Annotated in this window: 24 protein-coding genes and 2 tRNA genes; 19 read left to right on the top strand and 7 right to left on the bottom strand. The window is 62.0% G+C overall.

All coding sequences use genetic code 11. The features are described 5' to 3' along the window. The first annotated feature begins 78 nt into the window (after positions 1 to 78). From HU760_RS24115 to HU760_RS24105, 3 genes are all read left to right on the top strand, one after another. A tRNA-Phe gene (locus tag HU760_RS24115) sits at positions 79 to 154 on the top strand. 166 nt (positions 155 to 320) lie between these two features. After that, positions 321 to 1,301: a polyphosphate kinase 2 gene (gene ppk2, locus HU760_RS24110; protein ID WP_225932899.1), complete on the top strand. Its 981-nt coding sequence runs from the start codon at positions 321 to 323 to the stop codon at positions 1,299 to 1,301. Positions 1,302 to 1,400: 99 nt separating this feature from the next. Then, the gene (locus tag HU760_RS24105; protein ID WP_186674948.1) at positions 1,401 to 1,844 is read left to right on the top strand and encodes a hypothetical protein; all 444 of its coding nucleotides are present in this window, start codon (positions 1,401 to 1,403) and stop codon (positions 1,842 to 1,844) included. A gap of 181 nt (positions 1,845 to 2,025) precedes the next feature. Here HU760_RS24105 and gabP read toward each other — a convergent pair whose 3' ends face one another. Continuing rightward, complete coding sequence (gene gabP / locus HU760_RS24100; RefSeq protein WP_186674947.1) at positions 2,026 to 3,411, bottom strand: GABA permease; 1,386 nt, start codon at positions 3,409 to 3,411, stop codon at positions 2,026 to 2,028. Positions 3,412 to 4,052: 641 nt separating this feature from the next. Here gabP and HU760_RS24095 point away from each other — a divergent pair. From HU760_RS24095 to HU760_RS24075, 5 genes are all read left to right on the top strand, one after another. Further along, entirely contained in the window at positions 4,053 to 4,826 is a 774-nt protein-coding gene (locus tag HU760_RS24095) for an ABC transporter ATP-binding protein (RefSeq protein WP_003257472.1), read from the top strand. 11 nt (positions 4,827 to 4,837) lie between these two features. Then, positions 4,838 to 5,593: an ABC transporter substrate-binding protein gene (locus HU760_RS24090; protein WP_186674946.1), complete on the top strand. Its 756-nt coding sequence runs from the start codon at positions 4,838 to 4,840 to the stop codon at positions 5,591 to 5,593. A gap of 54 nt (positions 5,594 to 5,647) precedes the next feature. Further along, on the top strand, positions 5,648 to 6,340 hold the full coding sequence (locus HU760_RS24085) for an ABC transporter permease (RefSeq protein ID WP_186674945.1): 693 nt from the start codon (positions 5,648 to 5,650) through the stop codon (positions 6,338 to 6,340). Continuing rightward, positions 6,340 to 7,029, top strand: a complete 690-nt coding sequence (locus HU760_RS24080; RefSeq protein ID WP_170027845.1) for an ABC transporter permease — start codon at positions 6,340 to 6,342, stop codon at positions 7,027 to 7,029. Before HU760_RS24085 ends, HU760_RS24080 begins: the two co-directional genes overlap by 1 nt. A 128-nt stretch (positions 7,030 to 7,157) precedes the next feature. Continuing rightward, positions 7,158 to 8,405 (top strand): methyltransferase, encoded by a 1,248-nt coding sequence (locus HU760_RS24075; protein ID WP_186674944.1) that lies wholly within the window; start codon positions 7,158 to 7,160, stop codon positions 8,403 to 8,405. 187 nt (positions 8,406 to 8,592) lie between these two features. On the opposite strand, the gene HU760_RS24070 is transcribed toward HU760_RS24075, so the two are convergent. After that, complete coding sequence (locus tag HU760_RS24070) at positions 8,593 to 8,868, bottom strand: DUF3077 domain-containing protein (protein ID WP_186674943.1); 276 nt, start codon at positions 8,866 to 8,868, stop codon at positions 8,593 to 8,595. 518 nt (positions 8,869 to 9,386) lie between these two features. Here HU760_RS24070 and HU760_RS24065 point away from each other — a divergent pair. From HU760_RS24065 to HU760_RS24040, 6 genes are all read left to right on the top strand, one after another. Then, positions 9,387 to 9,635, top strand: coding sequence for a hypothetical protein (locus tag HU760_RS24065; RefSeq protein WP_170027842.1), 249 nt, complete (start codon positions 9,387 to 9,389; stop codon positions 9,633 to 9,635). Between the two features lie 98 nt (positions 9,636 to 9,733). Further along, positions 9,734 to 9,809 (top strand) — tRNA-Thr (locus HU760_RS24060). Between the two features lie 169 nt (positions 9,810 to 9,978). Then, on the top strand, positions 9,979 to 10,419 hold the full coding sequence (locus HU760_RS24055; protein ID WP_186674942.1) for a hypothetical protein: 441 nt from the start codon (positions 9,979 to 9,981) through the stop codon (positions 10,417 to 10,419). A 221-nt stretch (positions 10,420 to 10,640) separates the two neighbouring features. Further along, positions 10,641 to 11,630 carry an Abi family protein gene (locus tag HU760_RS24050; RefSeq protein ID WP_186674941.1) on the top strand — a complete coding sequence of 330 codons (990 nt, stop codon included), beginning with the start codon at positions 10,641 to 10,643 and terminating at the stop codon, positions 11,628 to 11,630. Between the two features lie 334 nt (positions 11,631 to 11,964). Beyond that, positions 11,965 to 12,174 carry a DUF3079 domain-containing protein gene (locus HU760_RS24045; RefSeq protein ID WP_186674940.1) on the top strand — a complete coding sequence of 70 codons (210 nt, stop codon included), beginning with the start codon at positions 11,965 to 11,967 and terminating at the stop codon, positions 12,172 to 12,174. Between the two features lie 136 nt (positions 12,175 to 12,310). Next, positions 12,311 to 13,975, top strand: a complete 1,665-nt coding sequence (locus tag HU760_RS24040; RefSeq protein WP_186674939.1) for an FMN-binding glutamate synthase family protein — start codon at positions 12,311 to 12,313, stop codon at positions 13,973 to 13,975. Between the two features lie 42 nt (positions 13,976 to 14,017). Here HU760_RS24040 and HU760_RS24035 read toward each other — a convergent pair whose 3' ends face one another. Together HU760_RS24035 and aguA are read right to left on the bottom strand one after the other, a co-directional pair. Next, positions 14,018 to 15,337, bottom strand: coding sequence for an OprD family porin (locus HU760_RS24035; RefSeq protein WP_186674938.1), 1,320 nt, complete (start codon positions 15,335 to 15,337; stop codon positions 14,018 to 14,020). Positions 15,338 to 16,222: 885 nt separating this feature from the next. Then, complete coding sequence (aguA, locus tag HU760_RS24030; RefSeq protein ID WP_186674937.1) at positions 16,223 to 17,329, bottom strand: agmatine deiminase; 1,107 nt, start codon at positions 17,327 to 17,329, stop codon at positions 16,223 to 16,225. Between the two features lie 350 nt (positions 17,330 to 17,679). On the opposite strand from aguA, the gene HU760_RS24025 reads away from it, so the two are divergent. The 3 genes from HU760_RS24025 to HU760_RS24015 are packed head-to-tail and all read left to right on the top strand — an operon-like array spanning position 17,680 to position 21,352. Next, positions 17,680 to 19,494, top strand: a complete 1,815-nt coding sequence (locus tag HU760_RS24025) for a sensor histidine kinase (RefSeq protein ID WP_186674936.1) — start codon at positions 17,680 to 17,682, stop codon at positions 19,492 to 19,494. Further along, positions 19,491 to 20,897 carry a sigma-54-dependent transcriptional regulator gene (locus tag HU760_RS24020; protein WP_186674935.1) on the top strand — a complete coding sequence of 469 codons (1,407 nt, stop codon included), beginning with the start codon at positions 19,491 to 19,493 and terminating at the stop codon, positions 20,895 to 20,897. The genes HU760_RS24025 and HU760_RS24020 overlap by 4 nt, the downstream gene beginning before the upstream one ends. Continuing rightward, positions 20,897 to 21,352: a thioesterase domain-containing protein gene (locus HU760_RS24015; protein ID WP_186674934.1), complete on the top strand. Its 456-nt coding sequence runs from the start codon at positions 20,897 to 20,899 to the stop codon at positions 21,350 to 21,352. The genes HU760_RS24020 and HU760_RS24015 overlap by 1 nt, the downstream gene beginning before the upstream one ends. A gap of 13 nt (positions 21,353 to 21,365) precedes the next feature. Here HU760_RS24015 and cysQ read toward each other — a convergent pair whose 3' ends face one another. After that, a complete protein-coding gene (gene cysQ, locus HU760_RS24010) occupies positions 21,366 to 22,184 on the bottom strand; it encodes a 3'(2'),5'-bisphosphate nucleotidase CysQ (protein WP_186674933.1) in 819 nt (272 codons plus the stop codon). Beyond that, positions 22,181 to 22,747 carry an ADP compounds hydrolase NudE gene (nudE, locus tag HU760_RS24005; RefSeq protein WP_015268611.1) on the bottom strand — a complete coding sequence of 189 codons (567 nt, stop codon included), beginning with the start codon at positions 22,745 to 22,747 and terminating at the stop codon, positions 22,181 to 22,183. Before nudE ends, cysQ begins: the two co-directional genes overlap by 4 nt. A 64-nt stretch (positions 22,748 to 22,811) precedes the next feature. Here nudE and yrfG point away from each other — a divergent pair, with 64 nt between their 5' ends. After that, positions 22,812 to 23,474, top strand: coding sequence for a GMP/IMP nucleotidase (gene yrfG, locus HU760_RS24000; protein WP_186674932.1), 663 nt, complete (start codon positions 22,812 to 22,814; stop codon positions 23,472 to 23,474). Positions 23,475 to 23,587: 113 nt separating this feature from the next. Here the strand turns inward: yrfG and lysM are convergent, their stop codons facing one another. Beyond that, positions 23,588 to 24,028: a peptidoglycan-binding protein LysM gene (lysM, locus tag HU760_RS23995; protein ID WP_186674931.1), complete on the bottom strand. Its 441-nt coding sequence runs from the start codon at positions 24,026 to 24,028 to the stop codon at positions 23,588 to 23,590. A 181-nt stretch (positions 24,029 to 24,209) separates the two neighbouring features. On the opposite strand from lysM, the gene fdhD reads away from it, so the two are divergent. Continuing rightward, positions 24,210 to 25,037, top strand: a complete 828-nt coding sequence (gene fdhD, locus HU760_RS23990; protein WP_186674930.1) for a formate dehydrogenase accessory sulfurtransferase FdhD — start codon at positions 24,210 to 24,212, stop codon at positions 25,035 to 25,037. Positions 25,038 to 25,041 lie beyond the last annotated feature (4 nt).

Below are 25,041 nucleotides of genomic sequence, written 5' to 3'. Positions count from 1 at the left end.
TAAGCGACGGAATTAATTTAAAATTTTTTCAAAAAGTCGTTGACGAGCGGTCTGAAAGTCTATTTAATTCACCTCGTCGCCCAGATAGCTCAGTCGGTAGAGCAGAGGATTGAAAATCCTCGTGTCGGCGGTTCGACTCCGTCTCTGGGCACCACCTTCAGCTTCTGGTGGTTGCAAAGTTACCCGAAGCGACAACAAGAAACCCGCCTAGTGCGGGTTTTTTGTTGTCTGTATTTCTGCATTGATCAGCATCAAACAGCCACTTTTCGCCCACCTTCATAATCGATGATGGACTTTCGAATCGATTTGCAAGGACCTCCATGAGCGAAGAATCCCCCCTCCTGCTCCCCGCCCCCAGCGAACCCGTTGCCGCCCCGGCCCGCACCCGCCGCCCACGCCAGCGCAAGCCGGAGCCGAGCATCACCCGTGTCAGCCAGCAACCCGCCGCCCTGGAAGTGGCCACGGCACCTAAAGGCAGCAACGAAGACAGCACTTCAGCCCGCCTGCCTGCCAGCTACCCCTACCGCACCCGGCTGCGCCGCCAGGACTATGAAAAGGCCAAGCACGCGCTGCAGATCGAGTTGCTGAAGGTGCAAAGCTGGGTGAAGGAAACCGGCCAGCGCGTGGTGATTCTGTTCGAAGGGCGCGATGCCGCAGGCAAGGGCGGCACCATCAAGCGCTTCATGGAGCACCTCAACCCTCGTGGGGCGCGCATCGTGGCTCTGGAGAAGCCTTCCGAGCAGGAGAAAGGCCAGTGGTACTTCCAGCGCTACATCCAGCACCTGCCCACGGCAGGTGAAATGGTGTTCTTCGACCGCTCCTGGTACAACCGCGCCGGGGTCGAGAAGGTAATGGATTTCTGCACGCCGCTGCAGTACCTGGAGTTCATGCGCCAGGCGCCGGAGCTGGAGCGGATGCTGTGCAACAGCGGCATCCTGCTGTTCAAGTACTGGTTCTCGGTGAACCGCGAAGAGCAACTGCGCCGCTTCATCTCGCGTCGGGACGACCCGCTCAAGCACTGGAAGCTGTCACCCATCGACATCAAGTCGCTGGACAAATGGGAAGACTACACCGCAGCCAAGGAGGCGATGTTCTTCCATACCGATACCGCCGATGCGCCATGGACGGTGATCAAGTCCGACGACAAGAAACGGGCGCGCATCAACTGCATCCGGCACTTCCTGCATTCGCTGGATTACCCGGGCAAGGACCACAGTGTGGCGCATGCGCCAGATGCGCTGCTGGTCGGGCGCGCATCGCGGGGGTTCGAAGAAGACGAACCTGCGGCGGTAGCCAGTTAGCTTGCCGGGGCTGCTTCGCAGCCCCTTTGTGCGGCACTTGGGTTTCCTCGGCAACTACGCTTCAATACGCGCACTTTCAGACACACCCAAGGATTCCCCATGGCCACCCCTACCAAGCAACAGAAACGCGCCAAGCGCGCCGCCAGCAAGGCCAAGCAGAACCGCATGGTACGCAGCGGCCAGGCAGTCAAGGCCAGTGCCGGCGACAGTGCCAGCATCGAGCAGGTGTACTACAAGGCCATGGAGTCGGGCAGCTACGACGCGCTGTTCAAGAAGATGAAGGAAGCCCAGGAGGGCGGCCTGGTACCGATGATCTCGGTGTTCCTGGTTGACCCGCTGCTGGGCCTGGTGCTCAAGGGGCACAAGGAAGAACACGCCACCGACTACATTGTGCTGGTGTTCAACGCCTACCGTAAATGGCTGGACGGCGCAGACGAAGACGCCACCATGGCCTGGCTGGAAAGCGACGAATTCCAGGCAGCCTATGTGGCAGCCTCCGAGCTGGTTGCCAAGCAGCAACAACAACAGAAGCAGTTTGGCTGACAGGGCCATGTGACTTGCCCCGGCCCATTCGCGGGTAAACCCGCTCCCACAGGAATATCACAGCAATTGAAATATGTGGTGTACCTGTGGGAGCGGGTTTACCCGCGAAGAGGCCAATACAGGCAACAAAAAAGGCCGCGCCCTACACAGGGCGCGGCCTTTTCATTGCAGCCAGCGCGGATCAGTTATCCAGCGCCACCCGCCCGGCAGCTTCACGCTTGCGGTGTACCAGCAAGCCCGCCGCCACCACACCAATGCTCAGCAGCGCGGTCGCGATGATTTCGGCGCGGTGGTCTTCACGCAGCGCCATCACCACCAGAATGGCAACGATGAAGGCGATGGTCGCCCAGGTCAGGCCCGGGAACAGCCACATCTTGAAGGTGATCTTCTCGCCACGGGCCTCACGCTGGGCACGCATGCGCAGCTGCGACACGGCAATCACCAGGTACACCAGCAGGGCAATGGCACCGGAGCTTGCCAGCAGGAACTCGAACACCTGGGCCGGGGCCACGAAGTTGGCGAACACGCAGAGGAACGCCGCTGCGGTGGACAGCAGTACCGCCACGTGCGGGGTCGCCGACTTGGTGGTGCGCTGGGCGATGGCCGGGGCGTCACCGCGCTTGCTCAGCGAGAACAGCATGCGCGACGAGGTGTACAGCGCCGAGTTCAGGCAGCTGGTTACCGCGATCAGCACGACGATGTCGACTATCAGCTTGGCATTCGGCACGCCGATGCGGCTCAGCACGGTCTGGTAGGAACCGGTCTCGGCCAGCGCCGGGTCGTTCCACGGTACCAGGGCCACGACCAGGAAGATCGACACCAGGTAGAACAGGCAGATACGCCAGATGACCGAGTTGGTAGCACGGCTGATCTGCTTGCCCGGGTCCTTCGACTCGGCTGCGGCGATGGTGACGATTTCGGTACCCATGAACGAGAACATGGTGGTCAGCATGGCTGCCAGCACCGCGCCCAGGCCATTGGGCATGAAGCCCTGGGTGTCGAACAGGTGGCTGGCACCGCTGACCTGGCTGCTTGGCACGAAGCCGAACAAGGCAGCACAACCCACGGCGATGAAGCCGATGATCGCCAGGACCTTGAGCAGGGCGAACCAGAACTCGAACTCGCCATAGTTCTTCACGCTGCACAGGTTGGTCAGGGTCAGCGCCAGGGTAATCACCAGGGAGAACGCCCACAGGTCAACCGCAGGGAACCAGGCATGCAGGATGGCTGCGGCGGCGTTGGCTTCCAGCGGAATCACCAGCACCCAGAACCACCAGTACAGCCAGCCGATGGTGAAGCCGGCCCAGCGCCCGATGGCGCGGTCGGCATAAGTGGAGAACGAACCGGTGTCAGGCGAGGCGACCGCCATTTCACCCAACATGCGCATCACCAGTACGACCAGAGTACCGGCGGCAGCGTAAGCCAGCAGCACGGCAGGCCCGGCAGCGGCAATGGCGTGGCCGGAGCCAACGAAAAGGCCGGCACCGATGACGCCAGCGATGGACAGCATGGTCACATGCCGTTGTTTGAGCCCCTGAGCGAGGTCATTGGAATTGTTACCGCTCATAAAACTACCTTTGTAAGGAGTGGACCACGCCGACTGCGGGTACAAAGCGCGCCAAGGGTTGACCTGGGCGTCGCTGCAATCGGCGGGTTCCTGCTGGCAATAAGCGCGCCATCTACGGAACGCATTCGTCAGAAAGCCCGGCAGGCCTTTCAGGACGCGGTTCTGAGGGCTTTCGGCCAAGAGCTGACCGAAAGGGCATCAAATCACCGGATTACTGAAATACTCACTTACAAACGCACCAAAGGTGCTCCTCGGTAACACCTTTGCACCGCTGCAAAGCAAAAAAAGTGCAACCCACAGGTACAACCAAACACCTTATAAAGGCCTTTGTCGGTGATCCGATTTTCATGGGCTCTGCTACCTTGGCAGGCCGGATCTACCCGCGAATGGTCTAAAAGCGCTTCCCTGAGCCGGCCAAAGCTGGCACCATCGCGCCTTTTTTCATCAAGGCTCTGGTGCTGGGCGAAACCTTCGCGGACATCCGCGCGACGTTGCGCTGCAGCGATGCGACAAACTGCCCCACCAGCGCCCCGAGCACCTGGCGCCCCTGTTGGCCGCCGCGATACCGCTATGCTAGCTTGGCGCTCGCCAGGAAGGCCGCCAACAGCTGGGAACGCACCCGAACACAATGAGGACCGCACATGGCTCAGGCCACGCCCGCGCTGGAAATCCGCAACCTGCACAAACGCTACGGCGAGCAGGAAATTCTCAAGGGCATTTCGCTGACCGCACGCGACGGTGACGTGATCTCCATCCTGGGGTCGTCCGGCTCCGGCAAGTCCACCCTGCTGCGCTGCATCAACCTGCTCGAGAACCCGCACCAGGGCGAAATCCTGGTCGCTGGTGAAGCGCTCAAGCTCAAGGCCGCCAAGAACGGCGACCTGGTCGCCGCCGACAATCGCCAGATCAACCGCCTGCGCAGCGAGATCGGCTTCGTCTTCCAGAACTTCAACCTGTGGCCACACATGTCGATCCTCGACAACATCATCGAGGCGCCACGCCGCGTACTGGGGCAGAGCAAGGCCGAGGCCATCGAAGCCGCCGAAGCGCTGCTGAACAAGGTCGGCATCTACGACAAGCGCCACAGCTACCCCGCCCAGCTTTCCGGTGGCCAGCAACAGCGCGCCGCCATTGCCCGTACCCTGGCCATGAAGCCCAAGGTCATCCTGTTCGACGAGCCAACTTCGGCGCTCGACCCGGAAATGGTCCAGGAAGTGCTAAACGTTATCCGCGCATTGGCCGAAGAAGGCCGTACCATGCTGCTGGTGACGCACGAGATGAGCTTTGCCCGCCATGTGTCCAGTGAAGTCGTCTTCCTGCACCAGGGCCTGGTCGAAGAGCAGGGATCGCCGCAGCAGGTGTTCGAGAACCCGACCTCGGCGCGTTGCAAGCAATTCATGTCCAGCCACCGTTAACGGAGCAATACATGCACACTTACAAGAAGTTTCTCCTGGCAGCCGCTGCCACGCTGGTGATGTCGGCCAACGCCATGGCCGCAGAAAAACTGCGCATGGGTATCGAAGCCGCCTACCCACCGTTCAACAACAAGGATGCCAGCGGTAACGTGGTCGGCTTCGACAAGGACATCGGCGACGCCCTGTGCGCCAAGATGAAAGTCGAATGCTCGGTCGTCACCTCGGACTGGGACGGCATCATCCCGGCGCTGAATGCCAAGAAGTTCGACTTCCTGGTGTCGTCGCTGTCGATCACTGACGAGCGCAAGCAGGCAGTGGACTTCACCGACCCGTACTACTCCAACAAGCTGCAGTTCATCGCGCCGAAGAACGTCGACTTCAAGACCGACAAGGCCTCGCTCAAGGGCAAGGTGATCGGCACCCAGCGCGCCACCCTGGCCGGCACCTGGCTGGAAGACAACTACGGCGATACCGTAGAGATCAAGCTGTACGACACCCAGGAAAACGCCTACCTGGACCTGGTCTCCGGTCGCATCGACGGCATCCTGGCCGACAAGTACGTGCAGTACGAGTGGCTGAAGAGCAAGGACGGCTCGAACTTCGAGTTCAAGGGCGAGCCGGTGATGGACAGCGACAAGATCGGCATTGCCGTGCGCAAGGGCGACGACAAGCTGCGCAACGACCTGAACAAAGCCCTGGCAGAAATCAAGGCCGACGGTACGTACAAGAAGATCAACGACAAGTACTTCCCGTTCAGCATCGAATGACCCGCCCAGACTGGCGCGCCCTTGCGGCGCGCCAGTCCCTAGAATGACCTGCCCATGAATATCGACCTGCACGGATTCGGTCCGGCCATGATGGCCGGCACCCTGATGACCGTAAAACTGGCGCTTTGCGCCTTGCTGCTGGGCCTGGTTTTGGGCCTGCTCGGCGCCCTGGCCAAGACTTCCTCGGTCAAGCCACTGCAATGGCTTGGCGGCTTCTATTCGACCCTGGTGCGCGGCGTGCCCGAACTGCTGTGGGTCCTGCTTATCTACTTTGGCACCGTAGGCTTGATGAACAGCCTCGGTGAGGCCCTGAACATGCCGGGCCTGGAGCTCAGCGCCTTCGCGGCGGGCGTGATTGCCCTGGGCCTGTGCTTTGGCGCCTATGCCACCGAAGTGTTCCGTGGCGCGATCCTGGCGATCCCCAAGGGCCACCGCGAAGCCGGCCTGGCACTGGGCCTGTCCAAGGGCCGCATCCTGTCGCGGATCATCCTGCCGCAGATGTGGCGCATCGCCCTGCCCGGCCTGGGCAACCTGTTCATGATCCTGATGAAGGACACCGCACTGGTGTCGGTGATCGGCCTGGAAGAAATCATGCGCCACGCGCAAATCGGCGTGACCGTGACCAAGGAGCCGTTCACCTTCTACATGGTCGCGGCCTGCATCTACCTGAGCCTGACCATCATCGCCATGACCGGCATGCACTTCATGGAAAAACGCGCCGCTCGCGGCTTTGCGAGGGCCGTGTAATGAACTGGGAAGTGATCATCAAATGGCTGCCACGCCTGGCCCAGGGTGCCACCCTGACCCTGGAGCTGGTAGCCATCGCCGTGGTGGCCGGGCTGATCCTGGCCATCCCGCTGGGCATCGCCCGCTCCTCGCGCCACTGGTATGTACGCGCCGTGCCGTTCAGCTACATCTTCTTCTTCCGCGGTACGCCGCTGCTGGTGCAGCTGTTCCTGGTCTATTACGGCCTGGCGCAATTCGACGTGGTGCGTTCGAGTTCGCTGTGGCCTTACCTGCGCGATCCGTTCTGGTGCACGGTGCTGACCATGACCCTGCACACCGCCGCCTACATCGCCGAGATTTTGCGCGGTGCGCTGCAGTCGATCCCCAAGGGTGAGATCGAGGCGGCACGGGCGCTGGGCATGTCGCGTGGCAAGACGCTGTTCTACATCATGCTGCCGCGCGCCGCGCGCATCGGCCTGCCGGCGTACAGCAACGAAGTGATCCTGATGCTCAAGGCCAGCGCCCTGGCCAGTACCGTGACCCTGCTGGAACTGACCGGCATGGCCCGTACCATCATTGCCCGCACCTACCTGCCGGTAGAAATCTTCTTTGCCGCCGGGGTGTTCTACCTGGTGATCTCGTTCGTGCTGGTGCAGGGCTTCAAGCTGCTGGAGCGCTGGCTGCGTGTGGATGCGTGCCAAGGCCGCTGAAACCTCACTGACTGCTTCGCGGGCACGCCCGCTCCCACAGGTGTAGCGCCAACCTTGAATGTGGCGCTATACCTGTTGGAGCGGGCGTGCCCGCGAAGAGGCCCTAAAAACCACCACACATCCTTGCCATGCCCAGCCACCTCCACAGCCATCACCTAAGCACCCGCTTCCAGGCCCTTGACCAATTCCTGATCGAGCACCAGCAGCTGTGGAAACCCCGCCCCTTCACTACCCTGCAACTGGAGTGGGAAACCGCGCATCCAGAACTTGCCGCACACCTGCGCCAATGCTCCCTGGCAGACGCAGAGACCGAAAGCGTCACCGAGGACTTGCCCGCCCCATTCCCACAACTGGCCCGGCAAGCCCAACAGCTCGCTACCCTTGGCAACCTCCCGGCCACCGACCTGCCCGCTGCCGCCCACCGCCTCGACGTTGCCGTCCCCGGTCGCAAATGGCAGCAGATCGAAGCCTTCGCCAGCCACCTGAGCTTCCGCGCGCAGCCCCGTCACTGGCTGGACTGGTGCGCCGGCAAAGGCCACCTCGGCCGCCGCCTGCTGCAACCCGGCCAGCAGCTGACCTGCCTGGAATACGACGCCGATCTGGTCGCCGCCGGCCAGGCCCTGAGCGCGCACCATCACCTGCCGGCGCTGCACCTGCACCAGGATGTGATGGCCGACGACAGCGCCCGCCACCTGGCAGACGACAAAACCGTGGTCGCCCTGCACGCCTGTGGCGACTTGCATGTACGCCTGATGCAGCTGGCCAGCCAGCAAGGCTGCCGCCAACTGGCCGTCGCCCCTTGCTGCTACAACCGCATTGCAACGCAGCAGTACCAGCCATTATCCACAGCCGCGCAAGCGTCCAGCCTGCAGCTGTCGCTGGATGACCTGGGCCTGCCGCTGAGCGAAACCGTCACTGCCGGCGCCCGCGTGCGGCGCCAGCGCGACACCTCGATGGCCCGGCGCCTGGGCTTCGACCTGCTGCAACGCCGGCAGCGCCAGAGCGCCGAATACCTGCCGACGCCTTCGCTGCCCGTGGCCTGGCTGGAAAAACCCTTCGAGCAATACTGCCGCGACCTGGCCGAGCTCAAGCAACTGCAACTGACCGGCAACCCGGACTGGGCGGCCTTGGAAGCAGCCGGCTGGCAACGCCTGGCCGAGGTCCGTAACTTGGAGCGCGTGCGCAACCTGTTCCGTCGGCCGCTGGAGCTGTGGCTGGTACTGGATCGCGCCCTGTTTCTGGAAGAACGCGGCTATAACGTGCAACTGGGCCTGTTCTGTGACTATCCACTGACCCCACGCAACCTGCTGATCCTCGCGGAACGCGACCGTCAGCCGCAGCACAACCTGTGGATAACTCTGTGTACAAGCTTTTGATTAGCTGTTGGATCCAAGCGCTATTTCAAGCGGCTGACTTATTCCGCCCAGTACTTCAAGCCCAGTAAAAACAGGCGTTTGCGCAAAGACCAGCGGAATGCCGATCCGGCATGCGTTTCGCGCAAGCCATCAATGCCACTTGTGCATAAACATTTGTTGTGGTTGGTACAACAGGGCCTTGGTGTGCTCAATGCGTCTTGTTTTTGGCAATCTCGATATCGTTCATCAGCGCCTTGGCCATGTCGCACAAGTAATCAGCCGCGCCGAGGAATTTGTGGTCATCCTCCATATCCCCCTCGCGCACCAGGTGCTTGATGTAGCCCATCAGAATCGAGACGTGCTCGTAGACAGCATCGGCCGGGACGCCGGGCTGGACGCGTAGCAGGTTGAGGGACGGGTTACCGGCTGCGAGGAAGGTTTCCAGGCCTGCGGTGGTGATGGGCTCGATGATGTTTTTCTTCATGGCATAGATCCTTACTCGGGGAAGGCACTGCCATAAATCTTTCTCACGGATTTGGGTGGCAGCCGTACGCGGGGTGAGAAACCGGTCGAATAAGGAAGCCCGGCCAGACCGAAGTCTGCCCGCGTACGGCCACCATAAATGGGTAGCGCTTATTCGAGTCGGGTTCTCACACCCGGTCGCCAGAGCGACCCGAAAACGGTATCCGTGAGCCATTTCCCCGACAACAGCGATACTTCAGCGGCACGCGTAGGATAGGTCCGAAGCCCCCAAACCCTGAAGCATTTGCCCCCAAGTTCAGAATTGTCTGACCTCTAACTTCAGAGCGACGCGGTACCTGTAGGAGCGGGTTCACCCGCGATGAGGCCCTACGAGACAACACAAGGCTAATGCTCAACCACCGCAACGGTGTATCATCCGCCCCCCAAATCATTAAAAAGTGACGTCGCGCGCTGCCCGCCAGCCCCGCGACCTTCTGGCGTTGCGCCAGAACCGACAATGGACTAACGGACCCGACCATCGTGACCCAGACCAAGCCCCTCGCCCTGCTGTGCCTCACCCTGGCCCTGACCGCCTGCGCCAGCAGCACCCCGCCCCAACCCCACAGCAGCCTGGACTGGAACCACCCCGGCATGCAGCTGGGCGGCGACAACGGCCTGCCCCTGCGCACCGAAAGCCCGTGCCGCAAGCGTGGCTGCGACAATGACAAGCTGTTCTTCAACCCAGGCAAAACCGAGCCAAGCGTCACCACCATCCACCGCGGCTGGTAGGAAAATTCTTCTTTCAGACCGGTAACTTAGGTCATTTGCGAACAATCGCAACGAAGTGGTTTACAGGCGCCAACCGATCGTTATAATGACGCCCCACTGCCGGTATAGCTCAGATGGTAGAGCAACTGACTTGTAATCAGTAGGTCCCGGGTTCGATTCCTGGTGCCGGCACCATATAAATCAAGCACTTACAGTATTGTTTGGCTGGCTTTTGACCTAGTGCTACGTAACAAGCCCACGTAAAAGCCCATCAATCCTCTATTGCTCTATCCCTGATTGCTCTTGTGCTGAGGGGATACGATCAGGCACGGTCTCTCCGGGAATCCTCCTAGGAGAGACGTCATTGAAGAACGCACGCTTACGCCAACCAGTGGATGCGGAATACGCCCAAGCACTGGGAGAGGCGGCCTTTGTCTTCAGCATCCTTGAATGGAATGCCGTCTGGGCCTGCGAGCGCATAAAGCCCGGCTCCATCAACGAGCTAAACCCCAAAACCGCTGGCGCGATTGCCAAGAGATTGCTCTTGCTAGCTGATGGGCTAGCGGAACACCCGGATCGAACTGAGCTCATAGTGAGCGCTCAAAAATTCGGCGAGCTGGTGGAGCAGCGCAACGGCTTACTGCATGGTCGCCCAGGTACCGACTCATCCGATCAGAAAGCAAAGCTTTTCCGAAACGGGGAGGCATGGACCGCGCAGAAAATCCGCGATATTGCTGATGAGTTCTCAGAATGCAGCATCCAGCTCAATAGGCACCTCCATGGTTTTCTAAAGGCGGTGCAGTAGCCCCCACGCCATCAGCCGCTTACATAGGGGTTACATCAGCGGCAGCTCTCGCCCCAGCACTCTATTTTTCACTCACCCCACCTGTCGGCCCGCTCGTGCCCAGATTTGACGGCACTGAGATTGTCCTCTAGATTCCGCACCAACACACCCGCCAAGCCTCTGCTGAAGTCTCTTCAGAATGCTCAAATCGGCGGGTTTTTTTTGCCATGGAGATTTGCTGCATGAGGCCATTTGATAAACCGGCCCTCACAGTAGAAGAGCAACTGGATCTGCTTAAGCGCCGCGGCCTCACCGTCGCCAACGACGAGCGCGCCACTCGATTCCTTGAGGTCGTAACACTCTTTCGGCTCAGCCCTTACATGCGCCCTTTCCAAGAGCCTGGCGCCGACCATAGGTTCAAGGAAGGCAGCTCCCTGCGAGAGATCGTTGAGATTTACCGCTTCGATGCCAAGCTGCGCCATCAGGTAATGGCCGCCATCGAAAAGGTAGAGGTCGCTATGCGCGCCTGCCTAAGTAATCACATGTCTCCGAACTATGGCGCCGACTGGTTCTGTGATAAGGACAACTTTCTACGCGACTTTCGCCATGCAGAGCTACTTCGGCCGCTCCATGACAAAATCCGGAACGAGAAAGAAAAGCTCGAGAGGGAGGCCAATCGCATCAACGCCGGCCCCCAAACGAATGATCAAAAGCGCGCACGAATCGAAAGCCGCATGCGCGACAACTATTTTCGATTCTACGGTCACACCTACAGCGCCCCGGATCTGCCTCCGTCTTGGGCGATAACTGAAGAACTCAGTTTGGGCACCATTTCGACCCTGTATGGTTCGCTGGCACGCGCCCCCGATAAGAAAGCCATTGCGAAAAGATTCGGCGTCGCGCACGAAGTACTGGCCTCATGGCTCCATACGCTCACGTTCATCAGAAACTGCTGTGCACATCACGCGCGGCTCTGGAATCGGGAGTTAGGCGTTCGACCCAAGCTTCCTAACAGCTGGGCCATACCGATGGTTCCGGGGGGCCGCCCTCGCCCAAAGGATCGGGTTTACATCGTACTGACGGTATTGGCCTATCTGACGGATATAGTGAGCCCCGATAGCAGATGGAAAGCAGGCCTCATTACTGTCCTGGAGACCTGCAGAGAGGATGCGTTGCAACAGATGGGCTTCCCTGACGATTGGCGTAATCAACCTAACTGGCTGACAGAGTAGCTCTCGCCCGCCCCCCTCTAACGCCTCCCCAAGCCTGCGTAACAAGCTCGGCAGACTCCGCATGGAGTCTGGCCGTTACCGCACCTCTTGCGTAACAAGAATCCAGCTATGTGGCCGATATAGCTAGAGAAAGCATCCTTCTTGTAATCAGTAGGTCCCGGGTTCGATTCCTGGTGCCGGCACCATACGCAGTATCAAAGAAGGCTCACCGAAAGGTGGGCCTTTTTTGTTTTCAATACGCTCGGCTCGACCCCCTTTCTAGCATTGATCCCAATCAAGCCAGCTCCAAACAGATGACTTAGCCTGAGATCAGCCCTCATCGAGGCAACTCACCATGGCCAAGAAATTCCCCACCAACCCCAGCCACCCCGAACGCATCTGCTGGGGCTGCGACCTCTACTGCCCAGCCAAGGCACTCGCATGCGGCAACGGCGCGAGCCGGACCATGCATCCAGCAGAACTGTTCGGCGAAGACTGGGACAGTTTCGATAACCAACTGGAAAAACCGATCGACCGCGAGCATGGAACAGCCCCCAAGCCCTGACAAACCATGCATTAAATCGGCGCCCGTCCAGGCCAGAGACATGACAACCATGCAACAGTCTTTTACCGATTACCCAGGTTTTCCCTAACCCTCCTTTGCCTATCCTAGGCCGGGTCATCCTGCCTGTGATGGACCCATGAAACATTCCCTACCCAGCCGCTACGCCTGCCTCGCATTCTGCCTACTGTTCACCCTCGCCAGCCTGCCGTTGCTACACACGCACACCTGGCTATGGCCCATCACGCTGATCACCACCTTGCTAAGCCTGGTCGGCCTCAATGACCTGCGCCAAAGCCACCATGCCGTGCGCCGCAACTACCCGATCCTGGGCAACATCCGCTACCTGATCGAAACCATCCGCCCGGAAATCCGCCAGTACCTGATCGAGGGCGACGACGACAAGCTGCCGTTTTCCCGCGCTCAGCGCTCGCTGGTCTACGCCCGGGCCAAGAACGAAAGCGCCGAGAAGGCCTTTGGCACGCTCAACGACGCCTACAAGCCCGGCTTCGAGTTCATCAGCCATTCCATGTTGCCGGTAAACACGCCGGACCCTGCCTCGTTTCGCATCGCCATCGGCGGGCCGCAGTGTCGCCTGCCCTACTCGGCGTCGATCTTCAACATTTCCGCGATGAGCTTCGGCGCGCTCAGCGCCAACGCCATCGCGGCGCTCAACCGTGGTGCACGCATGGGCCGTTTTGCCCATGACACGGGCGAAGGCAGTATCAGCCCGTACCACCGTGAACATGGCGGTGACCTGATCTGGGAAATCGGCAGTGGCTACTTCGGCTGCCGCACCGAGGACGGTCGCTTCGACCCGCAGCGCTTCGCCGAGCAGGCCCGCTCGCCGCAGGTGAAGATGATCGAGGTCAAGCTCAGCCAGGGCGCCAAGCCGGGCCACGGCGGCATCCTGCCGGGGCACAAGGTCAGCCGCGAAATCGCCCAGACCCGGGGCGTACGCGAGGGTGAAGACTGCATTTCGCCAGCGGCGCACAGTGCCTTCCGCACGCCGGTCGAGTTGCTGCAGTTCATTGCCAGCCTGCGCGAGCTGTCGGGCGGCAAGCCGGTGGGCTTCAAGTTCTGCCTGGGCCACCCGTGGGAATTCATGGGCATCGCCAAGGCAATGCTGGCCACCGGCATTACCCCGGACTTCATCGTCGTCGACGGCAAGGAAGGCGGTACCGGCGCGGCGCCACGCGAGTTCAGCGACAACATGGGCGTACCGATGCGCGAGGGCCTGATGTTCGTGCACAACACCCTGGTCGGCCTGAACCTGCGCTCCAGCATTCGCATTGGCGCAGCGGGCAAGATCGTCAGCGCCTTCGACATCGCCAGTGTGCTGGCTATCGGCGCTGACTGGGTCAACTCCGCGCGCGGCTTCATGTTCGCCATCGGCTGCATCCAGTCGCAGAGCTGCCACACCAACAAGTGCCCGACCGGGGTGGCCACGCAAGACCCACTGCGCCAGCGCGCCCTGGTGGTGCCGGACAAGGCTGAACGGGTTGCCAGCTTCCATCGCAATACGCTGCATGCGTTGGCAGAGATGCTGGCCGCTGCGGGGCTGGAGCACCCTTCGCAGCTCAAACCCAAGCACCTGGCGCGGCGTATCAGCTCAAGCGAAATCGGCTTGTTTTCGGACCTGCACACGTTTCTCAAGCCGGGCGAATTGCTCAGTGGCTCGATTGAAAGCGAGTTTTATGCGCGGATGTGGCGGATGGCGCGTAGCGACAGTTTTGCGCCAGAGACGGGTGAGGGGGAGGTGAGGGTTGCAGCGGTGCGGCGCAGGGAGGTGGAGCCGGCGTAACAGAAAAGCCTGAGGCTGCCCTGCAGCCCCAGGCTCTGCTGATCAGAAGATGCTGATCGGGTACTCGACGAATACGCGGACTTCGTTGCCGTCGTCGTTGTAACCGTTCTGCTGCACGGCGTTGTTGGTACGCACGAACGAGCTACGCAGCTTGATCGACAGGTCCTTGGCCGGGCCGTCCTGCACCACGTAACGGATCTGGTTGAAGATCTCGCGCTCTTTACCTTCGCCGAAGCCCTGCGGGTTGGCGACGTTGCGGGTATTGATGTTGTCACCCACCACGTAGGCCAGCTTGTAGGTCAGGCCCGGAATGCCGTAGGCACCGAAGTCCAGGCCGTAGCCCAGCTGCCAGGAACGCTCGTCTTCGGCGTTGAAGTCGGACCAGTACGAGTTGGCCAGGTAGATGGTCGAACCACCGTCACCCACGCCGCCGGCATTCTGGTACCAGCCGTAGTTGTAGCCGGTGCTGCCGGTGCTGCGCTGGTGGGCGATGGTGAACGAGTGCGCACCGTAGGCGTAGGTGGCGGCCAGGCTCCAGATGGTGTTGGAGTCGCCGTTGAGTTCGGCGCTCTTGACGAACTTGTTGTCGATGTCCGACTTGTAGCCGTTGAAGTCCAGGGTCAGGGACTGGTCGTTGGCGATCGGGAAGACGTAGTTCAGGCCCAGGTAGTGCTTCTTCATCACGTCTTCGTTGTCGGCGGTGTACAGCGAAGCGGTGAAGTTGTCGGTGAACTTGTAGCTGCCACCGAGCACGTTGATCGACTTCAGGCCACCACCGTCACGGCGCTCGGCGCTCTTGCGCGCTTCCTGGGTGAAGCGGCCGGCGTTCAGTTCCAGGCCCTGGATTTCCTTGGAGGTGATCAGGGTACCGGTGAAGCTTTCTGGCAGCAGGCGGGCGTCGTCGTACTGCAGCACTGGCAGTGCCGGCATCTGGTCACCGTACTTGAGCACGGTGTTGGAGATACGGAACTTCACTGCAGCGCCACCACGGGCCAGGTTGTGCGGCGAGTTGGCGTTGCCGTTCTCGTCCTTGAAGTCCGATGGCTTGAAGAAGTCGACACCAGCGCCACCGTTGTGGCCCTTGCCGCCGTCCAGACGCACGGCGTACAGGCCGAATGCATCGACGCCGACACCGACGGTGCCCTGGGTGAAGCCGGAGGAGAAGTTGGCGATGACGCCCTGGCCCCATTCGATCTGGTCGTCGGTGCCGTGCTTCTTGTCACGATTGATGTAGGCGTTGCGCAGCAGGACGTTGGCGTGGCTGTCCTCGATAAAGCCTTTGCTGTCGGCCTGGTCATTGGCCTGGGCCTGGGTCGCGGCGATCATCGCCAGGGCGACCAGGCTGATCCTGGTTTTCAACATGTTGTTTTCCTTGTTCGTAATCAAAAACGCTCTGCAATATGACGCCAGGAACCAACGCCCCTTCGTAGGTTCGACGCTATGCGGATCCAGACTGGAAGGCCTGCCGGTACTCACACGGCGGCTCTGGCAGCTGCGTGGCCACGATGATGGCCAGCAGGCGTTGGCCGAATCCTAGCCGTGCACGTTTGCAAATGTCAAAAAATCGTGAAATGAAGATGGTTATAACCAAAATGTGGGCAAGCCGAGTGCATTTCTGCCTAGCGTTGCGCTATCAGCAGGCAATTTATCTTAAGTAGGAAAAGTCGTATCGATCGCGGGCAGGACGACTTGGCGCGGGGAAGACGTTATTCGGGAATTGTGCAGATACAGCGGAAGGAAGCCTGGGGATGAGCGAGGGGGGCGCCTGCATCGGGGCTGACTGGAGAACAAGTCCAGATGGATGTCACCTGTGCCGGCCCCTTCCCGGGGCCGGCAGGTTCAAACAACCGATCAGTGCCACACCGCCATCAGCGCCTGCATTTCCGCTTCGCTGATCAGGCCTTGGGGGTATCGCCCGGCAAGCAGATGTCGTGGGTCGGTCGTCCTGACCCTGATGCTTCCATGGTGTTTCAACCACTTCGCCACAAGCTTGAGCGATTGGTGATTCACTGCCGATGGGCGCAAAGCCGACTCACTTGCTGCATTCATCTCTACACGTACTCCTTGGCCCCGTGGACGGCAAATCTACTTATGTATTGTTACAGATCGATAGCACGGCCTTGCCGCGCTACCCATCTGGCTATCCCTTTGAAATCAATACAAAAGATATGCCAGAACACCCCACCGGACATCGCCCGCAAATGAAAAAGGCCCGTCAGGTGACGGGCCTCTTCATTCACGTTGCTGTCAACGCTTGACCGGCGCTGGCTGCTGCTGGGTCAGGCAGTGGATATTACCCCCGCCCAACAACAGCTCGCGGCCGGGGATCATCACCACCTCATGATCGGGGAAAACCTTCTCGAGGATCGCTCTGGCCTCAGTATCTGCTGGGTCGTCGAAGCTTGGCGCGATAATGCCGCCGTTGACGATCAGGAAGTTGACGTACGAGCCGGCCAGGCGCACCGACGGGTCACGTTCCTGGCTGCCAGCCACCTGGTCGACACCGGCACACTCTTCAGCGGTGGCGAACAGCGGGCCCGGGATCGGCATTTTATGCACGATGAACTCACGGCCTTTGGCATCACGGGTGCGCTTGAGCACCTCCATGGCAGCGTGGCAGCGCGCATAGTTGGGGTCGTTGGAATCATCGGTCCAGGCCAGTAACACTTCGCCCGGGCGCACGTAACAGCAGAAGTTGTCGACGTGGCCATCGGTTTCGTCGTTGTACAGGCCATCCGGCAGCCAGACCACGGTGTCCACCGCCAGATGCTCGCGCAGTACCGCTTCGATCTGTTCGCGGCTCAGGTGCGGGTTGCGGTTGCGGTTGAGCAGGCATTCTTCGGTGGTGATCACGGTGCCTTCGCCGTCCACATGGATCGAACCGCCTTCGAGCACGAAGCCTGCGGTGTGGTAGCGCTGGCAGCGCTCCATTTCCAGCACCTTGGCCGCCAGTTCTTCGTCGCGGTTCCACGGTGCGTACAGGCCGCCATCGAAGCCGCCCCAGGCGTTGAAGCCCCAGTCGACGCCGCGCACTTCGCCCTGGTCGTTGATGACGAAGGTCGGGCCGGTGTCGCGTACCCAGGCGTCATCGTTGCTGATCTCGACCACGCGGATGTTCGGCTGGTCGAGTTGGCGACGGGCATTTTCGTACTGCGCAGCGGAAACCGCGACGGTAACCGGCTCGAAGCGGGCAATCGCCTTGGCCAGGGTCACATGGGCAGCTTGTGCCGGTTTGCCGCCCAGGCGCCAGTTGTCCGGGCGCTCTGGCCAGACCATCCACACCTGAGTCTGCGGGGCCCACTCGGCGGGCATGTGGAAACCATCGGCACGGGGGGTGGAATTGAGGGTTTTCATGGTTGACCTCTGTGATGGCCCTTGGCCGGACTGTGCTGGGGCGTTTATCCATTTATAACCGATATATATCGATCTTTAAAGCCCAATCCTCGCGCAAAATTACGAACAGATTCGTTTAAAAATCGATAACAATCGACAAACGTCATCTACGGCATCCACGTCTGTCGCCCTGGTTTTTTCTTCGAGGCATTCAACGCCAGCGAGTTCGCCCCGGCAGCCGGTATCGGCTGGGGCTGGCCCAGCCACCGACGCTGTCCGGCAACGACTAGGTCGACAGTCCATGGGCAAAGGCGGAACTGCTGCCGTAACTAGCGCATAATTGCGTCAGACTTTTCTGGCGCCTCTCCGTGATGATTGCAAAACCCACGCCCCCACGCCGCCCCCGTTGGCGCAGCCTGGCCCTGCTGGCCCTGTGCCTGGCCCCGTTACTGTGGCCCCTGCATCACTTGGCTGAACGCTATTATCAGCAAGAGCTGGCCTCGCAGAACCGCCAAACCCTCGACCTGTACGTGGCCAACCTGCTCGGTACCCTGCACCGCTACGAGACCTTGCCGCAGATCCTCGGCGACCTGCCGGCGCTGCGCAGCGTGCTGGCCGACCCGTTGCGCCTGGAGGCGGTGACCAATGCCAACCGCCTGCTCAAAGGCATCGTCGAGCAGACCGGCGCCGAAGTGATGTACCTGATGGACATCAACGGCAACACCCTGGCTGCCTCCAACTGGGACAAGCGCGACAGCTTCGTCGGCCGCAACTTCGCCTTCCGCCCCTACTTCAACGAAGCCATGGCCGGCCACCTGGGGCGTTTCTTCGGCCAGGGCACCACTTCGGCCAAGCGCGGCTATTTCTTTGCCGCCGCGGTACGCGACCGTGAACGCATCGTTGGCGTGCTGGTGGTCAAGGTCGACCTCGACCACACCGAAACCCTGTGGGGCCGTACGCCCGAGCAACTGCTGCTGACAGACCACAATGGCGTTGTGATCCTCACCTCACGGCCGGACTGGCGCTTCCGTGCCACCCGCCCGCTGAGCGAGGCCGAGCGCCAGGCCATCATCGCCATCCAGCCCTACCCGACCCAGGCCCCGCAACCGCTGGTGCTCAACCCGGACGCGTGGATCACCCAGACCCGCGACATCCAGGAAACCGGCTGGCAGGTCAGCATCCTTGCCCCGCGCATGCTGGTAGACCGCTCGGTGCGGACCGTGATGGCCATCGGTGCCGGCACCTTGCTGGTGCTGATGCTGCTGGCCGGCCTGGTGATGCAACGGCGCCGCCATTACATCGACCGTATCGATTTCGAGGCCCGTGGCCGGCAGGAACTGGAAAAACGCGTGGCCGAACGCACCGCCGACCTTGAAGGCCTGAACACCCGGCTCAAGCGTGCCGTGCTGGAGCGCGAGAACGCCCAGCAAGAAGCGGTACGCGCCCAGGACGAGCTGGTGCAGGCCGGCAAGCTCTCGGTGCTCGGTACCATGTCAGCCAGCATCAGCCACGAACTCAACCAACCACTGGCGGCCATCCGCAGCTACGCGGAGAACGCCGAGATCCTGCTCGACCACCAGCGCATCGAGGACGCCCGCGGCAACCTCAAGCTGATCGGCGAGCTGACCGGGCGCATGGCCTCGATCATCGCTCACTTGCGCGCCTTCGCCCGCCGTGACCGCCATGCACCGGAAAGCGTAGCCCTGCAGCCGGCCCTGGACGATGCTCTCGCGCTACTGGCCAAGCGTCGACGCGCCATGGCCGTGGAGCTGATTCGCGATCTGCCGGAAGCCACCCTGTGGGTACAGGCGGGCGAGACCCGCCTGCGCCAGGTGCTCGGCAACCTGCTGGCCAATGCCCTCGATGCCCTGACCGAAAAGGCCAACCCCCGCCGCCTGTGGCTAAGTGCCGAGCAGCGCGACGACTGCGTCTATCTGTACATTCGCGACAACGGCCCCGGCTTCAGCCGCCAGGCCCTGGAGCATGCCAAGGAGCCATTCTTCACCACCAAGACCCGCACCCAGGGCCTTGGCCTGGGCCTGGCCATCTGCGAAAGCCTGATGCGCACCCTGGGCGGTGAACTGCTGCTGGCCAACCACCCGGAAGGCGGTGCACTGCTGACCTTGCAGCTGCGTGTGGCCGCGCCTGGCGCTACTTTGCCCAATTCGGAGGACCCCTCGGCATGACCACCGCGACACTCATCGACAGCCAAGCCCAGGTCATCCTGGTCGACGACGACCCGCACCTGCGCCAGGCCCTGAGCCAGACCCTGGACCTGGCCGGGCTCAAGGTGGTCGCGCTGGCCGATGCCCAGGGCCTGGCCGAGCGCATCGAAGCCGACTGGCCTGGCGTGGTGGTCAGCGATATCCGCATGCCCGGTATCGATGGCCTGCAACTGCTGGAACAACTGCATGGCCGCGACAACGAGCTGCCGGTATTGTTGATTACCGGCCACGGCGATGTGCCGCTGGCGGTGCAGGCGATGCGTGCCGGTGCCTACGACTTCCTGGAAAAGCCCTTCGCCAGCGACGCCCTGCTCGACAGTGTGCGTCGCGCCCTGGCCTTGCGCCGCCTGGTACTGGACAACCGCAGCCTGCGCCTGGCCCTGAGCGACCGCCAGCAACTGGCCACCCGCCTGGTGGGCCAGTCGCCGGCCATGCTGCGCCTGCGCGAGCAGATCGGCGCCCTGGCCGGCACCCGCGCCGACGTACTGATCCTGGGCGAGACCGGCGCTGGCAAGGAGGTGGTGGCTCGCGCCCTGCACGACCTGTCCAGCCGCCGCGACGGCCCGTTCGTGGCAATCAACGCTGGCGCCCTGGCCGAGTCGGTGGTCGAAAGCGAGCTGTTCGGCCATGAGCCTGGTGCCTTCACCGGTGCGCAGAAGCGCCGCATCGGCAAGTTCGAGTTTGCCAATGGCGGCACGCTGTTCCTCGACGAGATCGAGAGCATGAGCCTGGATGTGCAGGTAAAGCTGCTGCGCCTGCTGCAAGAACGAGTGGTTGAACGCCTGGGCGGCAACCAGTTGATCCCGCTGGACATCCGCATCATCGCCGCGACCAAGGAAGACCTGCGCCAGTCCGCCGACCAGGGGCGCTTCCGCGCCGACCTATATTACCGCCTGAACGTGGCGCCGCTGCGCATTCCACCGCTGCGCGAACGCGGTGATGACATCCTGGTACTGTTCCAGCACTTCGCCGACGCTGCCAGCCAGCGCCATGGCCTGGCCCCGCACACCCTGCAGCCGGCCCAGCGCGCCATGCTGCTGCGCCACGCCTGGCCCGGTAACGTGCGCGAACTGCAGAACGCCGCCGAACGTTTCGCCCTTGGCCTGGAACTGGCCCTGGATGGCCAGACGGCACCGGCCGCGATGCCGGCGGTACCGATGCTGAGCGGCAACCTCAGCGAGCAGGTCGAGCAGTTCGAGCGCTCGCTGATCGCCGCCGAACTGGCCCAGCCCCACAGCTCCATGCGCAGCCTGGCCGAAGCGCTGGGCATCCCCCGCAAGACCCTGCACGACAAATTGCGCAAGCATGGCTTGAGCTTTGACGGCGGCAATGGCGGGCATGACGATCACGAGGACAACCGTTGATGAATAGCGATAGCCAGTATCTCCAGGCCGTGCTGCACGGCGACATCCCGCTGACCCGTGAAATGGGCCTGGAAGTGCTCGACTGGCAGCAGCACACCCTGCGCCTGCAACTGCCATTGGCGGCCAACGTCAACCACAAGAGCACCATGTTCGGTGGCAGCCTGTACTGCGCTGCCGTGCTGGTGGGCTGGGGCTGGCTGCACCTGCGCCTGCGCGAGCTGGGTATCGATGACGGGCATATCGTCATCCAGGAGGGGCAGATCAGCTATCCGCTGCCGGTGACCGGGGCGGCGGTGGCACGTTGCGCGGCACCGGACGAGAAAACCTGGGAGCGCTTCGTGGCGATGTACCAGCGTCGCGGGCGGGCGCGGTTGACGCTGGAAACCACGGTGAGCAATGCCGGCAGTGATGAGCCGGCGGTAAGGTTCAGCGGGCAGTACGTCCTGCACCGTTGATCGTGTGCGGCGGTCAGATCAGGCTCAGGAAGGCCTGGCGCCATTGCGCATTGGCCGGTAACGCCAGGAAGTGCGGGTTGAGCAATGACTCCCGTGGCGGGTAGCGGAACGGCAGGCCATCCAGCCCGATCACCTCGCCCCCGGCCCCTTCCACCACCCCCTGGGCCGCCGCCGTATCCCACTGCGAGGTCGGCGCCAGGCGCGGATAGCAATCGGCACTACCTTCCGCCAACAGGCAGAACTTCAACGAACTGCCGATGTTGGCCAGCTCCAGTTCACCCAGCGCAGCGCCCAGCCCGGCCAGCAACGCTTCCTGCTCCGGGCTGGAATGCCGACGGCTGGCCACCACGGTAAAGCGCCCACCCACTGGCGCAGAAGTGCGTACCTGGATGGGTTGGGCGGTTTCACCGGCCTCCGCACGCCAGGCGCCCAGCCCACGGCCACCGAAGTAGCTGCGCCCATTGGTTGGCATCGAAACCACGCCAAACACCACCTCGCCGTTTTCGACCAGGGCAATGTTGACGGTGAATTCCTCGCTGCCGGCAATGAATTCCTTGGTGCCGTCCAGCGGGTCGACCAGCCACCAGCGCTGCCAGCGCTGACGCTCGGCCAGCGGGATATTGCAGTCTTCTTCGGACAGCAGCGGAATTTGCGGCGCCAGCGCCAGCAGGCCATCGGCAATCACCCGGTGCGCCGCCAGGTCGGCGGCGGTCACCGGCGAATCGTCAGCCTTGCTGGTCACGGCGACATCGGCGCGCCAGAACGGCAGGATCGCCTCGCCGGCCTTGAGCGCCAGCTTGACCACTTCGTGCATCAATTGGAGATCGTTCATGCTTCCAGCAGCCCCCGCTGGATCAGCAGGTCACGTGCCAGGTACAGCGCCGCCAGGGCACGGCCCTCGGTGAACTGCGGGTGCATGGCCAACGCCGACAGCTCGCGCAGATTGACCTTGTCGACCCGCATCGGCTCCGGTTCGTCGCCCTCCAGGCGCTCCTCGTACAGGTCGCTGGCCAGCACCACCTGGATCTTCTGGCTCATGTAGCCCGGCGACAGCGACAGCTCGGTCAGGTGCTCCAGCTGGCGCGCACCAAAACCGGCTTCTTCCTTGAGTTCCCGGTCGGCTGCCGCCAGCACGTCCTCGCCCGGCTCGATCAGGCCCTTGGGCAACGACAGCTCATATTCATCGGTGCCGCCGCAGTATTCTTCCACCAGCACGGCGTGCTCGGCGTCGAGCATGGCCACGATCATCACCGCGCCGTAGCCATTGCCGCGCCCCACCAGGCGCTCGTAGGTGCGCTCATTGCCATTGCTGAAACGCAATTGCACGGCTTCGACGCGAAACAGGCGGCTGCTGGCGACGATTTCGCGGCTGAGGACGGTGGGTTTCTGGCGCATGGGGCGGCTCCTTGGCGTGAACGGGTTACTATACCGTGGCTTGCCGACTGATCGAGAATTTCCCATGCCTGTTCTTCCCTGGTCTGCCATCGATACTGTCCTGCTGGACATGGACGGCACCTTGCTCGACCTGCATTACGACAACCGCTTCTGGCTGGACCATCTGCCCCAGCGCTATGCCGAGCTGCACGGGGTAAGCCGGGCCATGGCGGAAATGGAATTGCAGCCGCTGTTCGAGCGCAATGCCGGTACGCTGAACTGGTATTGCCTGGACTTCTGGAGCCGCGAACTGCGCCTGCCGATTCGCGAACTGAAACGGGAAATCGCCCACCTGATCGCCTTGCGCCCGGATGCCGACACGTTCCTGGCGGCAATTCGCAAGGCCGGCAAGCGCGTGGTGATGATCACCAATGCGCACCGGGATTCACTGTCGCTGAAGCTGGAACGGGTGGAGCTGGGGCCGTATTTCGAGCGGCTCATCAGCTCGCACGATTATGGCTACCCGAAGGAGAGCCCGCAGTTCTGGGATGCCTTGCAGGCGGATATCGGCTTTGCACCGGAGCGCAGCCTGTTCATTGATGACACCCTGGCGATCTTGCGCAGTGCGCGGCGTTTCGGCGTGGTGCATCTGCTGGCGGTGCGCCAGCCAGATAGCCAGGCGGGGCCGCGGGATACCGAAGAGTTTGCCGCCGTCGAGGATTATCGGGAATTACTGGAAGGCCTGTAATGGCCTTGTCGCCGGCAAACCAACCCCCACAGGTACTGCACCTGCCTTGTAGGCGATGCAACACTTTGTGGGTGCTGGCTTGCCAGCGATAGGGCCGGCCCAGGCTGGCGCGATCAGTCCGGGATCCGCAGCACCTGCCCCGGGTAGATCTTGTCCGGGTGCTTGAGCATCGGTTTGTTGGCCTCGAAGATTTTCTGGTACTTGTTGGGGTCGCCGTACACCTTCTTCGAAATCGCACTCAGCGTGTCGCCCTTCTCCACGGTCACGAACCGCGCCGCCTGCGCCACCGGCCCGGTTACGGTGATCTGGTCATCCACACTGGCCACACCGCTGATGTTGCCCGCCGCCAGGATGATCTTCTCCTTTTCCTCCTGGCTGGCCACCTCGCCCTTGAGGATGATCTTGTCGCCCTCGACCGTGGCGCTGATGTCAGGGTTACCCAGGCCGACACTTTCCACGTGCTTCTTCAGCTGTTCTTCGGCGTTGGCATTACCCGGGGTCAGCAGATCGATCAACTTTTCGCCCGCCTCTTTCACAAAACTGAACAGACTCATGACACTCTCCTTGTTGACGTGAAACCGTTGGACAGTGAAGTCTAGGCAAAGACTCCGCCTGCACACCCCATCGACGCGCTCTATCAAGGCATAGACCCTAGCGATTAGACGCCGCCGGCCCGCACGCCTAGGCTTGTGCTATCTGATAGCTGCCGATAGCTCCGACGAACAGCCAGCCCCGATGAAAAGCAAGCCTCCGCTCTGCGCGGCCTCGCCCTTGTCCATGCCCGCAGCCAGCAACACCTACGATTACGTCCAGCTCAACGACGCCCGACGCGACAGTACCCCCTTGGCCGAGGAAGTAGCCCTGGCCATTGCCTACAACGGCCTGAACCAGGCGGTGATGCTGGTCAGCCCCACCGACCTGGAAGACTTCGCGGTCGGTTTCAGCGTCGGCAGCGGTATTGTCGAAGGCACTGCAGAAATCTACGACCTGAAACTGTCCGGCAGTGGCTCGGCGATGTACGCCGACCTGGAGATTTCCAGCCGTGCATTCTGGAACCTGAAGAACCAGCGCCGCCAGCTGGCCGGTACCAGTGGTTGTGGCCTGTGCGGAGTCGAAGCGCTGGAGCAGGCGTTGCCGGACCTGGCCGAGCTGCCTGGCGCCGCCTTGCCGCCTGCGCAATGGCTGGTCGGGCTGCGCGAACGCATCGATGCCTTCCAACCCCTCGGCCAGCATTGCGGCGCGGTGCACGCGGCGCTGTTCATGGACCGCAACGGCGAACTGTTGCTCGGCCGCGAAGACATCGGCCGGCATAACGCCCTCGACAAGCTGATCGGTGCACTGCTGCGCCAGGGCATCGACAGCCAGGGCGGCCTGGCCATCGTCACCAGCCGCTGCAGCCTGGAGCTGATCCAGAAGGTGCTGCGGGCCGGCATCCAGACCCTGGTCAGCCTGTCAGCGCCCACCGGCCTCGCCCTGCAATGGGCACGCAAGCACAACCTCAATCTCATCCATCTGCCCAAGCACAGCGCACCGCGGGTCTACAGCCCCGCGGCGGAGTCGTAACAGT

This window comes from Pseudomonas oryzicola, assembly GCF_014269185.2.
Lineage (GTDB): Bacteria > Pseudomonadota > Gammaproteobacteria > Pseudomonadales > Pseudomonadaceae > Aquipseudomonas > Aquipseudomonas oryzicola.
This window is presented reverse-complemented; position numbering and strand designations above follow the sequence as displayed.